The sequence below is a fragment of the Amycolatopsis sp. NPDC051373 genome (assembly GCF_040689465.1).
Classification (GTDB): domain Bacteria; phylum Actinomycetota; class Actinomycetes; order Mycobacteriales; family Pseudonocardiaceae; genus Amycolatopsis.
In genome coordinates this window covers 80,671-93,386 of the sequence record NZ_JBFBAE010000036.1, presented here as the reverse complement: position 1 = coordinate 93,386, position 12,716 = coordinate 80,671, and the positions used below count along the sequence as shown (strand labels likewise).

General features: G+C 69.6%; 11 protein-coding genes and 3 pseudogenes. 9 read left to right on the top strand and 5 right to left on the bottom strand.

All coding sequences use genetic code 11. The features are described 5' to 3' along the window. Window positions 1-231: 231 nt before the first annotated feature. Window positions 232-1,170, bottom strand: coding sequence for a glycoside hydrolase family 43 protein (locus tag AB0383_RS43975; protein WP_366190365.1), 939 nt, complete (start codon window positions 1,168-1,170; stop codon window positions 232-234). A 295-nt stretch (window positions 1,171-1,465) separates the two neighbouring features. On the opposite strand from AB0383_RS43975, the gene AB0383_RS43970 reads away from it, so the two are divergent. From AB0383_RS43970 to AB0383_RS43960, 3 genes and pseudogenes are all read left to right on the top strand, one after another. Then, window positions 1,466-3,868 carry a molybdopterin-dependent oxidoreductase gene (locus AB0383_RS43970; RefSeq protein WP_366190364.1) on the top strand — a complete coding sequence of 801 codons (2,403 nt, stop codon included), beginning with the start codon at window positions 1,466-1,468 and terminating at the stop codon, window positions 3,866-3,868. Next, the gene (locus tag AB0383_RS43965) at window positions 3,865-4,344 is read left to right on the top strand and encodes a hypothetical protein (protein WP_366190363.1); all 480 of its coding nucleotides are present in this window, start codon (window positions 3,865-3,867) and stop codon (window positions 4,342-4,344) included. Before AB0383_RS43970 ends, AB0383_RS43965 begins: the two co-directional genes overlap by 4 nt. A 160-nt stretch (window positions 4,345-4,504) precedes the next feature. Continuing rightward, window positions 4,505-5,058: pseudogene (locus AB0383_RS43960) on the top strand (manganese catalase family protein). Window positions 5,059-5,234: 176 nt separating this feature from the next. Here the strand turns inward: AB0383_RS43960 and AB0383_RS43955 are convergent. After that, window positions 5,235-6,155: an alpha/beta hydrolase gene (locus tag AB0383_RS43955; RefSeq protein WP_366190362.1), complete on the bottom strand. Its 921-nt coding sequence runs from the start codon at window positions 6,153-6,155 to the stop codon at window positions 5,235-5,237. A gap of 110 nt (window positions 6,156-6,265) precedes the next feature. Here AB0383_RS43955 and AB0383_RS43950 point away from each other — a divergent pair, with 110 nt between their 5' ends. The 4 genes from AB0383_RS43950 to AB0383_RS43935 all read left to right on the top strand — a co-directional run bounded on the left by AB0383_RS43950 (window position 6,266) and on the right by AB0383_RS43935 (window position 10,921). Next, window positions 6,266-7,063 (top strand): SDR family NAD(P)-dependent oxidoreductase, encoded by a 798-nt coding sequence (locus AB0383_RS43950; RefSeq protein ID WP_366190361.1) that lies wholly within the window; start codon window positions 6,266-6,268, stop codon window positions 7,061-7,063. A gap of 16 nt (window positions 7,064-7,079) precedes the next feature. Further along, window positions 7,080-7,496, top strand: a complete 417-nt coding sequence (locus tag AB0383_RS43945; RefSeq protein WP_366190360.1) for an SPW repeat protein — start codon at window positions 7,080-7,082, stop codon at window positions 7,494-7,496. Window positions 7,497-7,535: 39 nt separating this feature from the next. After that, complete coding sequence (locus AB0383_RS43940) at window positions 7,536-9,566, top strand: CocE/NonD family hydrolase (protein WP_366190359.1); 2,031 nt, start codon at window positions 7,536-7,538, stop codon at window positions 9,564-9,566. Between the two features lie 74 nt (window positions 9,567-9,640). Continuing rightward, the gene (locus AB0383_RS43935) at window positions 9,641-10,921 is read left to right on the top strand and encodes an ATP-grasp domain-containing protein (protein WP_366190358.1); all 1,281 of its coding nucleotides are present in this window, start codon (window positions 9,641-9,643) and stop codon (window positions 10,919-10,921) included. A gap of 116 nt (window positions 10,922-11,037) precedes the next feature. Here the strand turns inward: AB0383_RS43935 and AB0383_RS43930 are convergent, their stop codons facing one another. Together AB0383_RS43930 and AB0383_RS43925 are read right to left on the bottom strand one after the other, a co-directional pair. Next, a complete protein-coding gene (locus tag AB0383_RS43930; protein WP_364175925.1) occupies window positions 11,038-11,259 on the bottom strand; it encodes a DUF6480 family protein in 222 nt (73 codons plus the stop codon). Between the two features lie 138 nt (window positions 11,260-11,397). Continuing rightward, on the bottom strand, window positions 11,398-11,649 hold the full coding sequence (locus tag AB0383_RS43925) for a hypothetical protein (protein WP_364175923.1): 252 nt from the start codon (window positions 11,647-11,649) through the stop codon (window positions 11,398-11,400). Window positions 11,650-11,901: 252 nt separating this feature from the next. On the opposite strand from AB0383_RS43925, the gene AB0383_RS43920 reads away from it, so the two are divergent. Then, complete coding sequence (locus AB0383_RS43920; RefSeq protein WP_366190357.1) at window positions 11,902-12,219, top strand: hypothetical protein; 318 nt, start codon at window positions 11,902-11,904, stop codon at window positions 12,217-12,219. A 114-nt stretch (window positions 12,220-12,333) separates the two neighbouring features. Here AB0383_RS43920 and AB0383_RS43915 read toward each other — a convergent pair. Continuing rightward, window positions 12,334-12,441, bottom strand: a pseudogene (locus AB0383_RS43915) (DUF4383 domain-containing protein); the annotation flags it as partial. Window positions 12,442-12,523: 82 nt separating this feature from the next. Between AB0383_RS43915 and AB0383_RS43910 the strand changes: the two are divergent. After that, window positions 12,524-12,689: pseudogene (locus AB0383_RS43910) on the top strand (NAD(P)-dependent oxidoreductase); the annotation flags it as partial. Window positions 12,690-12,716 lie beyond the last annotated feature (27 nt).

Here is a 12,716-nt window from a genome sequence, read left to right as displayed (position 1 = left end):
CCCACGCGCGGAGCGAGCAAGGTGCAAGCATCCACGGGCGAACCGCTGGCCGCAGCGGTCACGAACTCCTGAGCGGCAGCGCGCACGTCCGGCGACTCGGCGGCGCCACCCGCGGCGACCGGAACCAGGATCGCCACCGTGATCACCCTGCCGAAGACCTTTTGCACGTTGGCGGTTACCCGCTTTTTCGTGGCTTCACACCTCACTGCTGGGCTGCGCGCGGCCGGGCGGTCAGCCGAGTTCGGGTGCGTCGCCGGGGAAGCTGATCGGGAGTTCGTAGAGCCCGCGAGCGGTGCGCCCGCCGGCGAGCCAGCCGTGGAAGTAGATGTGGCCGTCGACGACATCGGCGCCGCCGGGGGCGTCCACGCGGCCGCCGAGGAGGTCGGTGGAGAGGAACTGGGCGTCGGCTTTCACGAACGGACCGGACAACGCCGGGGCGGAAGCGTAGCAGGTGTGGTAACCGGTGTTCTGGAAGGTGTCGGCGGAGTAGAAGAGCAGATAGCGCGACGACGTCTTGACCACTGAAGGCGCTTCCACCACACCTTTTTCCACCGTCAGGTCGGCCCGGAGGAGTTCGGTGCGGTTTCCCACGAGGGTGCGGCCGTCCGGGCCGAGTTTCTGCGACCAGATCGCGGCGGGCGCTCCGGTGGGTTTGCCGTTGCTCTTGTAGAGCAGGTACCGGCTTCCGTCGGAGTCGAGGAAGGTCTGCGGGTCGATGTCGCCGCCGTCGCCGGATTCGCAGACGAGGGGTGGGTCGCCACCGGGCCGGTAGGGCCCGTCGGGTTTGCTCGCGGTGGCCGACCCGAGGCACATCTGGCCGGACGCGGCCACGGCGGCGGCGAAGTACAGCACAAAGGTGCCGTCCGGGAGTGTGGTGACGTCAGGAGCCCAGAACCCGCCGTCCGCTTTCGCCCAAGACGGCGGGTTCACGAGCGCGTCGCCGGTGACCCGCCAGGGGCCCTCAGGTGCCGACGCCGTCGCCACGGGGATCTTGACGGGTCCGGTGCTCGTGGCGAACGCGAAGTAGTCTGTGCCGGTTTTCACCACGTCCGGGTCAGGAAAGTCTTGGTTGATCAGCAATCGGGGCGCCCCGGCGGCGTAGGCGGGGGTGTAGGGGAACCACACGAGAGCGATGGCGGCGATCACGGCCGCCGACCGGCGAAAGATCATGATCAATTCTTTGCCGATCGCTTCGGTTCAGTGCAAGGCTGTTCACCGACGCCATCAGGTCGGGTACGGCCGGCTCGTCTCGATGCGGTGAACTCGTGCAGCCGCGGTTTCCGAAATCGTCGCGCGGGAAACCGATCGCTGATTCGGGGTCGCCGCGGGTTCCCGTCGAAGGCAGGGTCCCGGGTTCGGTCAGTGATGTCGATCGGGACTGTTGCGTCACGCAAGCGACCGCGTTTGGCGCTGCTCCGCGCGAGGTACTCGACGGGCACTGAAGTGCAGAGAGGGAGGCAGGGCGTTGGCGCAGCGTGATGGGATCAGGGACCCGTGGGGAGCCAGGACGCCGTACGGGCCCGGCGACCCGTGGCCGGTGCGCGTGGACAGCCATCTCGCGGAGGGGGTGGGTCCTGAGGACGTCGAGCGGTGGGTGCGCAGCGCCGCGGTGCTGCACTCCAACGGCGACGGGCTCGACCTCGCCGTGGCCGGCGGCCGGATCGTCGGGGTGCGGGGGTGTGCGGACGACCGCGTCAATCACGGCCGGCTGGATCCCAAGGACCTCTTCGGATGGCAGGCGAACTCCGCGCGCGATCGGCTGACGACCCCGCTGGTGCGCCGCCACGGCGAGCTCGTGGAGGCGAGCTGGGCCGAGGCGATGGACCTCGTAGTACGGCGGAGCAGGGAACTGCTCGAGGAACAGGGGCCCGGCGCGCTCGGCTTCTACACCAGCGGCCAGCTCTTCGCCGAGGAGTACTACACGCTTGCCGCCGTCGCGCGCGGGGGCATCGGCACGAACCACCTCGACGGCAACACCCGGCTGTGTACGGCGACCGCAGCTGCGGCGTTGAAGGAGACCTTCGGGTGCGACGGGCAGCCGGCGTCCTACACCGACGTCGACCACGCCGACGTGATCGCGTTGTTCGGGCACAACGTGGCCGAGACCCAGACGGTGTTGTGGTCGAGGATGCTCGACCGCCTCGCCGGCCGCCAACCACCGAAGCTGTTGTGCGTCGACCCGCGCGAGACACCGGTCGCGCGCGCGGCGACGGTTCACCTCGCGCCGCTGCCCGGCACCAACGTCGCGCTGATGAACGGCTTGCTCCACGAAATCATCGAGCACGGCTGGGTGGACCGTGACTACGTCGACCGCCACACCGTGGGTTTCGACGAGCTGGCGGCGACGGTCGCGGACTACCCGCCCGAGCGCGTGGCGGACATCTGCGGGCTCGACGCCGCGCAGGTCCGCGAAGCCGCGCAGCTTCTCGGCACGGCCGAACGGCTGTTGTGCACGGTCCTTCAGGGCTTCTACCAGTCGCACCAGGCCGCGGCGGCCGCTGTCCAGGTGAACAACCTGGTCCTGCTGCGCGGGATGCTCGGCCGGCCCGGCGCTGGCGTGCTGCAGATGAACGGCCAGCCCACCGCCGAGAACACCCGCGAATGCGGCGCGGACGGCGACCTGACGGGGTTTCGCAACTGGGCCAATGACGAGCACGTCGCCGAGCTGGCGAAGTTGTGGAATGTCGACGTGAGCCGGATACCGCATTACGGGCCGCCGACCCACCTCATGCAGATGCTGCGCTACGCCGAGAACGGCAGTCTGCGGTTCCTCTGGGTGTCGGCGACCAACCCGGCCGTCTCGTTGCCGGATTTGCACCGGATCCGCTCGATTCTGTCGCAGGACCGGCTGTTCCTGGTGGTGCAGGACGCGTTCCGCACCGAGACCGCCGAGCTCGCGGACGTCGTGCTGCCAGCGGCGATCTGGGGTGAGAAGACCGGCACGTTCACCAACGCCGACCGTACCGTGCACCTGTCCGAAAAGGCGGTCGAGCCGCCGGGGCAGGCGCGGGCCGACCTGGACATCTTCCTGGATTACGCCCGCCGGATGGACCTGCGCGACGCCGACGGCGCGCCGTTCCCACCCTGGACCGACGCCGAGTCCGCGTTCGAGGCGTGGAAACGCGCCTCGGCCGGACGGCCGTGCGACTACAGCGGGCTGAGCTACCGGAAGCTGCGGGAGGTCAGCGGCGTCCAGTGGCCGTGCACTCCCGAGCACCCCGACGGTACCGAGCGGCTCTACTCGGACGGAAAGTTCTTCGCGGATCCGGACTACTGCGAAAGCTACGGCCGCGACCTCGTGACCGGAGCGCCGGCGGAGCCGGGGGAGTACCGGGCGATGAACCCCGACGGCAAGGCGATGTTCAAGGCCGCGGGCTACTTCGCCCCCCACGAGACTCCGGACGCGGACCACCCGTTCTTTCTGATCAACGGCCGCACGATCCACCACTTCCACACCCGCACGAAAACCGGGCGCACGCCGCAGCTCGACGCGGCGGCCCCTGAGGTGTGGCTGGAAGTGTCCGAAAAGGACGCCGCGGCGGCCGGTCTCACCGAGGGCGACCTGGCGGAGGTGTCGACGCCACGTGGTGCGGTGCGTGCCCACGTCCGCCTCGGCGGGATCCGACCCGGTGTGCTGTTCATGCCGTTCCACTACGGCTACTGGGATGTGGACCACGCCGCGGGCAAAGACGGCGACCGCGCCGCGAACGAGCTGACGTACACCGACTGGGACCCGGTGTCCAAGCAACCGCTGTTCAAGGTCGCCGCGGCGGCGCTGCGCAAGATCGGCGACGAGCCTCCCGTGCCGTTGCGGGCGGCAGCTCATGCCACCGTCCACGAAGAACTCGTTCCGGAGAGCTCACGATGAAGCTGGCCTTGGCGGTGCGTGAACTGCACCGAGCGGAGAAGTCACTCGCGCGCGACCTGCGCAAGACCGCCGATCGGCACCAGGCGGAGCACGAAGTGCACTACGTCGCCCGGGACCTCGCCGAATGGTCGGCGGACCACGTGCGGGAGCTCGCCCGCCACGGCCGGGACTTCGGCTTGCACCTCGACGAGGACGTCCCGGGGTCCGGGCCGCTGGCGCCGTTGCGGTCCGCTCTCGCCGAGCTGGGCGCGGGGCGGCCCGAACCGGGGCTGATCCTGCTCGCCGACCTGCGCCGGCTGCACCGCAAAGCCGCCGGTGTCTCGCTCGACTGGGAACTGCTCGCCCAGGGCGCGCAGGCGGCCAAGGACCAGGAGCTGCTCGAGCTCGCGAGCCGCTGCCACCCGCGGACGTTGCGGCAGATGAAGTGGACCAACGCGATGCTGAAGATCATGTCGCCGCAGATCCTGACCAGCTGACTCGGCCCGGGCGGTGTGCGAACGACACCGGACAAGGTGCGGCTGCGCGATAGCGCTTGATTTCGTCAGTCGTGGGGGACCCTGGTGATCGGGTGATTAACCGGACATTCGCGGGGTAGCCGGGCCGCGACAACGCCTCCCGGACGAAAGGGCCGCTCCCATGTTCCGACACACCAAACTCCTGCAGTTCGAGGCCAAGCCCGAGAAGCCGGATCCGGTGTACGCGCACAAGTTGCAGGAGCTCATCGGCGGTGCGTCCTGCTCGCGGACTTCCGCGCGAACGCCGCCGCCGAGGCACAGGGCCGTCTGCAGACGGCGCGGCTTTACCGCATGACCGACGATCCCGGCGTGAAGGCCATGCTGCAGTTCAACCTCGCGCGCGACACCGTGCACCAGAAGCAGTGGCTCGCCGCGATCGAGGAGCTCAAGGCCGACGGCCTGGAGAGCGACATCGCTCCCAACGCCCTGTTCGACGAGGAGGACCAGCACCACAACAACACGATCTGGCGCCTCTCGGACGGTCCCGACGGCGCCAAGGGCGGCTGGTCCTTCGATGGTGAGGACCTCGAATACCTGATGGACCCCAAGCCGCTCGGCGGTCCCGGTACCGCGCCTAAGCCCGACCCGGCGCTCTTCGGCACCTACGCGCCGTTGCAGAACGCCAAGGGCACGGCGAAGGGGAAGGCGAAGAGCGTGAAGAACAAGGCCAAGTGACCCGGCTTCGCGGTTCTCCCCGTCATCCAGCCGGGGGAGCCGCGTATCCCGGCACGACGTCCCTGCCGGCGCAGAGAGGTTTCACCACGGGCGCGCATGGACCCGAGCCGGGCGGTGCTCGGGCCGCCGAGAAGGATCTTCTCCTCGACGCATCGGCACCCCGCCCGTCCATGTCGCTAGCCGTTTCCGAGACGGTGAACCGGGATCTCGCGCCGGAGGATCCGTTCGAGGTGGTTGAGGGTCTCGCGGCCTTCGGGGATGTTCTGCATCACCCAGTTGTGGAACATGCCCCGGTACTCGTGGAAATCCACGTCGGCCCCCGCGTCCCGCGCCTGGGCGGCGAATCGGCGGGCGTCGGGCAGCAGGAGGTCCCGGGTGCCGATGAACAGGCTGAACGGACCCAGCCCGGTGAGGTCGGCGTAGAGCGGGCTGATGCGCGGGTCGTGGGGGTCGGCGCCATCGGCATACATCCGGCCGGCCTCGCGCAGGCCGGTGATGCCGAGCATCGGATCGTGCTCGTCGAGGACCAGGGAGATCGGGTCCTCCAGCCCGACGTCCAGCCACGGTGAGATCAGCACGAGCCGGTCGGGTTGCGCCCGTCCCTCGTCCCGCAACCGTTGCGCGATGGCCAGGGCGAGCGCGGCACCGGCGGAGTCGCCGGAGAGCACGTGGTGCTCGCGATCGTCGGCCACGAGGTCGTAGGCGGCCTGGACCATCGGGAGCGTGTCGGTGTGGTCGTGGCGGGGGACCAGCGGATAGATCGGCAGCGTCACGGCGCAGCCGAGCCGGGTGACGAGTTCCGCGGCGAACCACCAGTGGTGCGATTCGATTTCTTCGACGTACCCGCCGCCGTGCAGGTGCAGCACGTGCGGCCCGTCGACGCGTCCGTCGCGTGGGCGCAGGGTCCAGCACGCGAAGCCCTCGACTTCGCGTCGTTCGACGTCGCAGCGGCGCCGAATCCCGCGCGGCGGCTTCGCCATCGACGGCTTCTGGTGCCGGTGCAGCCGGCGGTGCAACGTCCTCGCGTCGTCGTAGAACCGCTTCTGACCGGTGGCGCGCAGGTACGCCATGTAGAGCTGTGCCTTCGTGCTGACCATGACCGCCGGTTACCCGAAGCCGCCGTCCGCTCAACATCGGCGCGGAAATCGTGGTTGTCCCGGCCGACGGCGGGTACGCGGTGGGGACAGTACCCTCGAGAGGAGCACGCATGACCACCGCGGAGAAGCCGTTGGCCGTCGTCACCGGCGCGTCGAGCGGGATCGGGCTTGAACTGGCCAAGCAGTTCGCCCACCACGACTTCGATGTCGTGTTGGCCGCCGAGGACGCTGAGCTGGCCGGGGCGGCCGGGCAGGTGCGGTCTTGCGGTGCGGCGGTCGACTTGGTGCGGACGGATCTCGCCCGGCCCGAAGGTGTGGAGGAACTCGTCGAGCGTGTTGCCGCGACGGGTCGTCCGGTCGAGGCGCTCGCCGTCAACGCGGGGGTCGGCGTCAACGGCGAGTTCGCCGGCGACACCCGGCTCGATGACCAGCTGACCGTCGTGGACCTGAACGTGCGCTCGGCGGTGCATCTGGCCAAACGCCTGGTGCCGGCCATGGTGGACCGGGGTCATGGGCGGGTGCTGTTCACGTCGTCGATCGCGGGGGCTGCGCCGGCGCCGTATCAGGTGGTGTACGCCGCGTCGAAGGCGTTCCTCACGTCGTTTTCCGAAGGCCTGCGCGCGGAGGTGAAGGACAAAGGAGTGATGGTGACGGCGCTGCTGCCGGGACCGACCGACACCGAGTTCTTCGAACGCGCAGACATGGAGGACACGAAGATCGGCGCGGGTCCGAAGGACAGTGCGGCTGAGGTCGCGGAAGCCGGGTTCGCCGCGCTCATGGCCGGTGACGACAAGGTCGTTGTCGGTGCCAAGAACAAGATGACCGCCGCCGCGTCGCGGATGCTGCCGGACGAGGCGAAGGCCGCGCAGCAGGGGAAAATGATGAAACCAGGCTCCGCGCAGGAGTGAGGCAGGAGTGAGGTTGATGAACAGGACGCTCGACCCCGGTGATCGGAAATTACGCGAAAGCCGGCTGACACTCGCGGCCGAATTGCTGATCGGCGTCTGGCTCGTGATCGCCGCCTGTGTGTTCACGTGGGCCGACACGCTCGCCGCCGATGCGGGGTTCTGGAACACACTCCTGTGCGGCGTGGTCGTCGCGGTCGTGGCGTTTGCGCGCTTCGCGATGCCGGGCCGGCTGGGCCTGCTCGGCGTGGTGAACTTCGTGATCGCGTGCTGGCTGATCGTCTCGCCGTTCGCGTTCGGCTACCCGGGCGAAGGCCACCGCGATGCGCTGCGGACCAACGCCCTCGTGGCGGGTGTGCTGCTGGCGATCTTCAGTGCCATCTCCGTGACCGTGGCGGTGCGGCGCCGGCGGGGGAGCTTCGCGCCCGGCCGGTGATCGCGTTTCCCGGCCTTCACCCCCGGGTACGCGGAGCTCATGAGTACTCGCGCTCTCGCATCGCTGCCGTACGAGATCATCGAGGACGAAAACGTCCGGATCCCCGTGTCCGACGGGATCCATCTGTCGGCCCGGGTCTGGCGGCCCGCCGGGTCCGAATCCGTGCCGGTGCCGGGGATCCTGGAGTACATCCCGTACCGCCAACGGGATCTCACCTCGGTGCGCGACTCGATCCACCACCCCTACCTCGCCGGCCACGGCTATGCGTGCGTCCGGGTGGACATCCGCGGCACCGGCGAGTCCGAAGGGGTGCTGGCCGACGAATACCTCGAGTCCGAACAGCGCGACGCCGAAGACGTGCTGGCGTGGCTCGCGGATCAGCCGTGGTGCAGTGGCGTCACGGGGATGATGGGCATTTCGTGGGGCGGGTTCGCCGCGCTGCAGGTCGCCGCACGCAAGCCGCCGAGCCTGCGGGCCATCGCGATCTCCTCGTTCACCGACGACCGCTTCGCCGACGACATGCACTACATGGGCGGCTGCCTGCTCTCGGACAACGTCGCCGAATCGGGCACGATGTTCTCCGACGCGACGCTGCCGCCGGACCCGGCCGTGGTGGGGGACCGGTGGCTGGACCTGTGGCGCGAGCGGCTCGAGGGCTGCGGTTCGTGGGCTGAGCAGTGGCTGCGCCACCAGCGCCGCGACGACTACTGGCGCCACGCCTCGGTGTCGGAGAACTACAGTGATGTGCAGGTGCCAGTGCTGGCGTCCAGCGGCTGGGCCGACGGGTACTCCAACGCCGTGACGCGCCTGATGGCCCACCTCGACGTGCCGCGGCGCGGGTTGATCGGGCCGTGGTCGCACAAATACCCGCACCTGGGCGAGCCGGGACCGGCGATCGGGTACCTGCAGGAAGTCGTGCGGTGGTGGGACCACTGGCTCAAGGACGCCGACAACGGTGCGCAGGACGGGCCGATGGTGCGGACCTGGCTGCAGGAAAGCGTGCCGCCTTCGACGTCGTACGAGGACCGGCCCGGCCGGTGGGTCGGGGAGACACACTGGCCCTCGCCGCACGTCAAGCCGTCCGAGCACGCGCTGGCGCCGCACCGGATCGCGCGGCCCGGGGAAGCCGTGCCGGAAACAGTGCTCGAGGTGTCCTCGCCGCTGTCGGTCGGGCAGTTCGCGGGGAAGTGGGCCTCCTACAGCGCCCCGCCGGACCTGCCGTACGACCAGCGTGAGGAAGACGGCGGTTCGCTCGTGTTCGACACCGACGTACTCACCGAGCGCTGCGAGATCCTCGGCGCGCCTCGGGTGCGGCTCGAGGTCTCGGCCGACCGTCCGGTGGCGATGGTCGCGGCGCGACTGTCCGATGTGGCTCCCGACGGCCGCGCCACCCGCGTGACCTACGGATTGCTGAATCTGACCCACCGCGCCGGCCACGACGAACCTCGACCCTTGGAGCCCGGCGAGGTGTGCGAGGTCGAGTTCGAGCTCAACGGAGTGGCGCAGGCGTTCCCCGCCGGCCACCGGATCAGGCTCTCACTGTCCACTTCGTACTGGCCGCTCGCCTGGCCGCCGCCGGAGCCGGTCATGTTGTCCGTTCACACAGGACGCAGTGCACTCGTGTTGCCGGTGCGCCCGGTCGCGGAGCCCGACGAGGTGTCCGCGAACCCGTTCGGTGAACCGGAAGGCACGCCGCCGCTGGCGACGACACAGCTGACGCCACCCGAGCAGCGCTGGGAAGTGTCGCGGGACCTGGTGGCGTACCACTCCGCGCTGGACATCGTGAAGAACTCCGGCGCGGTGCGCTACGACGACATCGACCTCACCGTGACCCGTGACGTGCACGAGCGCTACACCTGGGTCGCCGACGACTTCTGCTCACCGGTCGCGGAAACGGAGTGGATCGCGACCTTCGAGCGCGGCGACTGGTCGGCCCGCAGCGAGACGAGCACGCGCGTTTCGTGCACGCCGGAGGAGTTCGTCGTCGACGCACGCCTCGACGCCTACGACGGCGACCGCCGGATTGTCTCCCGCAACTGGCACTGCACGGTGCCCCGCGACCTGCTCTGAGGCGTTTGTCCTTGCGGTGAAAGGGAACCCGGAACGGGACGAGCCCCACCGGAACGAACAGGAGCTACGAACCGATGACGGCGAACATCTTCGTGGTCGGCCTCGACGAGGACAACGCGCGGGTGCTGCGACGCCTGCCCGAGGCCGGCCAGTACCGCTTCCACGGGCTGCTGACCCCTGACGAACTCCAGCACGGCGACATCGACGTCGGCGCTCTGCTGGACAAGGCCACGGCGGCACTCGACACCTTCGACGGCCCGATCGACGCCATCGTGAGCTTCTGGGACTTCCCGGCGGCCTCGCTCGTGCCGTTGCTGTGCGAGCGCCACGGCCTGCCGCACGTGCCGCTCGAGGCGATCCTCAAGTGCGAGCACAAGTACTGGAGCCGGCTGGAACAACGTGAGGTGATCGACGAGCTGCCGCACTTCGGGATCGTCAACCTCGACGTTGCCGACCCGAAGGTGCCCGAGGGCGTCGCGTACCCGTTGTGGCTCAAGCCCGTGAAGGCGTTCTCCTCCGAGCTCGCCTTCCACGTGACCGATGAAGCCGAGTTCGCCGCCGCGGTCGACAAGATCCGTGCTGGCGTGGGCCGGGTCGGTGACCCGTTCGACGAGGTACTCGGGAAGGTCAAGCTGCCACCGGAGATCGCCGCGGTCGGCGGGGCGGCGTGCCTGGCCGAGGAGGAGTTGCACGGCGTGCAGGCCGCGGTCGAAGGGTACGTGTACCAGGGGGAGGTGACCGTGTACGCGGCGCTCGACTCGATCGACTACCCCGACAGCTCGTCGTTCCTGCGCCACCAGTACCCCTCCCAGCTGCCGGCCGAGGTGCAGCGGCGCATGGCGGACGTCGCGCGGCGCGTGATGCGGCGCATCGGCTTCGACAACGGCACCTTCAGCATCGAGTTCTTCTGTGATCCGCGGTCGGGACAGGTGGCTCTGCTCGAGATCAACCCGCGGCACTCGCAGTCGCACGCGGAGCTCTTCGAGCTCGTCGACGGCCTCGCCAACCACGACCTCATGGTCCGCCTCGGTCTCGGCCAGGGCCCACGCCACCGCTCCGGCGCAGGCCCCTACGGCATCGCTGGCCGCTGGTACCTGCGCCGATTCTCCGGCGACGCTGTGGTGACCCGCGTGCCGACGGCTGAGGAGATCAGCGCACTGCAGAACGAGATCGACGGCGTCCGGGTCAGCGTGTCGCCGCAGGAGGGCCAGCGGCTTTCGGATCTGCCCGAGCAGGACAGCTATTCCTACGAGCTCGCGCAGTTCCTCATCGCTGCGAAGAGCTTGCAAGAGATGGAGCAGAAGTACGAGCGCTGCGCCGACAGCCTGCACTTCGAGTTCGACGACGCGGCCTGAACACCGGCGCCCTGCGGACTTTGCCGCGGGGCGCCGATGACGCGTCGGCCGTGCGTGTCTTGCGGGTTGCCGAACTGCCGCCGTGTCGGCGGGTGCTGCCCGGCGGAGGTTCGCGCTCAGCCGGCGCCGAAGGCGCGAAATACGAAGAACGCGGCGACCGCGAGCACGAGGACTGCCACAGCGACGAGCCATGCGATCGGCAGTTTGCGTGACGGCATGGGTTGTGGGTGGGACAGTCCCGAGGTCTGCCCGGCGTCGGGCGGGGTGTCGCCCGGGGTCACGGAACCCCCGGGTTCCAGGCCGGGAACTTCGTCCGGCTCAGGTCCGGGTGCGGTCATGGGGATCATCACCTTCCGTCTTCGGGGCCCGGTTCCTCCGGCTACCGCGTGCGGCCAGTACTAAACGCGGCGACGGTCCCGGAGCCGGCTACTTTTGCCCGTGCGCCGAGAATGGCGTTGGCAGGGCGGCGAAAGCGGTCAACGCGCCAGCCGCGCAGTGTGCAGAAACCCCAGAGCGCAACCGGCGAGGAAACTCCCGAACGCCAGCCCGCCGTCGGCACCGAACACTCCCGTGACGAAAGCCAGCGCAGCGGTGACTTCGGCGAACACGAGCACGGCACGCCAGCTGACCCGCTCCGCGGCGGCGCGGACGGCGAACGCCCGTGTGGTGAACGAGTTCGGCCGCAGGTCGGCTTCGAGGTCCCGCAACACGCGCCGGTCGTCCGGCATGGCGCCTCCCTGGTCGTGGCCGCGGTCAGCGGACAGGCTGGCTTGAACAAATACCGCCGAGTGAGCCGGAGCCGTCGCCGCCGGTGAACTCGGTCACCCGGCGGTGATTACCCGGTGATCAGCTCGGGAAACGCGGCCGGCTCCGCGAGATCGGCTGCCGCGCGGCAGACCTCGGCCCGGTCGGCGAGTGTGCTTCTCCTCGTGGTGGGTACCCGTTCGGCGACCGCCGCGCCGAGTGTGAAGGAGGATGCTGTGCAGACCGTCGAAGCGGTTCGCGGAGTTGCCGCACTGCCCGAGGTCGTCGCCAACACTGTCACCGATCCCGATCAGGTCCGGGGCTGGCTCACCGACGTCGTCGGCGCCGGTGCGGACGAGGTGCGCTGCGAAACGGACCTTCCGGACGTGGCCGTGGACTGGCCCGGTGGCCGAGCGCTGTTCACGATCACCGGCTCGGGCGCGGGCGCCAGCCGCGTGGTGCTGCGCCTCACCTGGAGCGGCGGTGAGGACTCGGCGACCCGCGTGCTCGACGCGCTGGCCGATCGCGTGGAGGAGAACTTGACGACAGGCTGAGGGCTCGGCGAGAAACAGAGGGCATGTGGGTCGAGCGCACGACTCGACGTTCGACGTGGAGCGCCGGCACCCGGAGCCGACCGGGCGCCGGCGATGTCCACAGTGGACCGCGCTGTTGACGGGCACGAAGTTCGCGTCGCTGCCGTGGTCGATGAGGAGGCCGTAGAGCCACAGCACGAGGCAGACGGCGCCGCCGACCACGAGGAACAGGAACGCACCGCGCGGGAGCTGGCCTGCCGTGCGGCCGGTGGCGGTGGGCGCGGGCGAGTACCACCAGGTGCATCCGAGAAGAGATGACCCGGCCGTGTCCCAGCCCGCTCAGCAGCAGAGCCCACCCGGGTCGCCCGAGGCCGTGACCCCGCCCGACCACGGCGAGCACACCCATCGCGGCTCCGGGAAGCCGACCGGCAAAGCCGCGCTGATCACCGGAGCGGGCAGCGGCATCCGGCCGCGCGGTGGCGATCGCGTTCGGCGCGCGCGTCGCGGTCGCGGGTGGT

Bases quoted from the DNA above. Each gene is read 5' to 3' on its own strand.
- AB0383_RS43975 (WP_366190365.1), bottom strand. From the start codon at position 1,170: ATGATCTTTCGCCGGTCGGCGGCCGTGATCGCCGCCATCGCTCTCGTG.
- AB0383_RS43965 (WP_366190363.1), top strand. From the start codon at position 3,865: ATGAAGCTGGCCTTGGCGGTGCGTGAACTGCACCGAGCGGAGAAGTCA.
- AB0383_RS43955 (WP_366190362.1), bottom strand. From the start codon at position 6,155: ATGGTCAGCACGAAGGCACAGCTCTACATGGCGTACCTGCGCGCCACC.
- AB0383_RS43950 (WP_366190361.1), top strand. From the start codon at position 6,266: ATGACCACCGCGGAGAAGCCGTTGGCCGTCGTCACCGGCGCGTCGAGC.
- AB0383_RS43945 (WP_366190360.1), top strand. From the start codon at position 7,080: ATGAACAGGACGCTCGACCCCGGTGATCGGAAATTACGCGAAAGCCGG.
- AB0383_RS43940 (WP_366190359.1), top strand. From the start codon at position 7,536: ATGAGTACTCGCGCTCTCGCATCGCTGCCGTACGAGATCATCGAGGAC.
- AB0383_RS43935 (WP_366190358.1), top strand. From the start codon at position 9,641: ATGACGGCGAACATCTTCGTGGTCGGCCTCGACGAGGACAACGCGCGG.
- AB0383_RS43930 (WP_364175925.1), bottom strand. From the start codon at position 11,259: ATGACCGCACCCGGACCTGAGCCGGACGAAGTTCCCGGCCTGGAACCC.
- AB0383_RS43925 (WP_364175923.1), bottom strand. From the start codon at position 11,649: ATGCCGGACGACCGGCGCGTGTTGCGGGACCTCGAAGCCGACCTGCGG.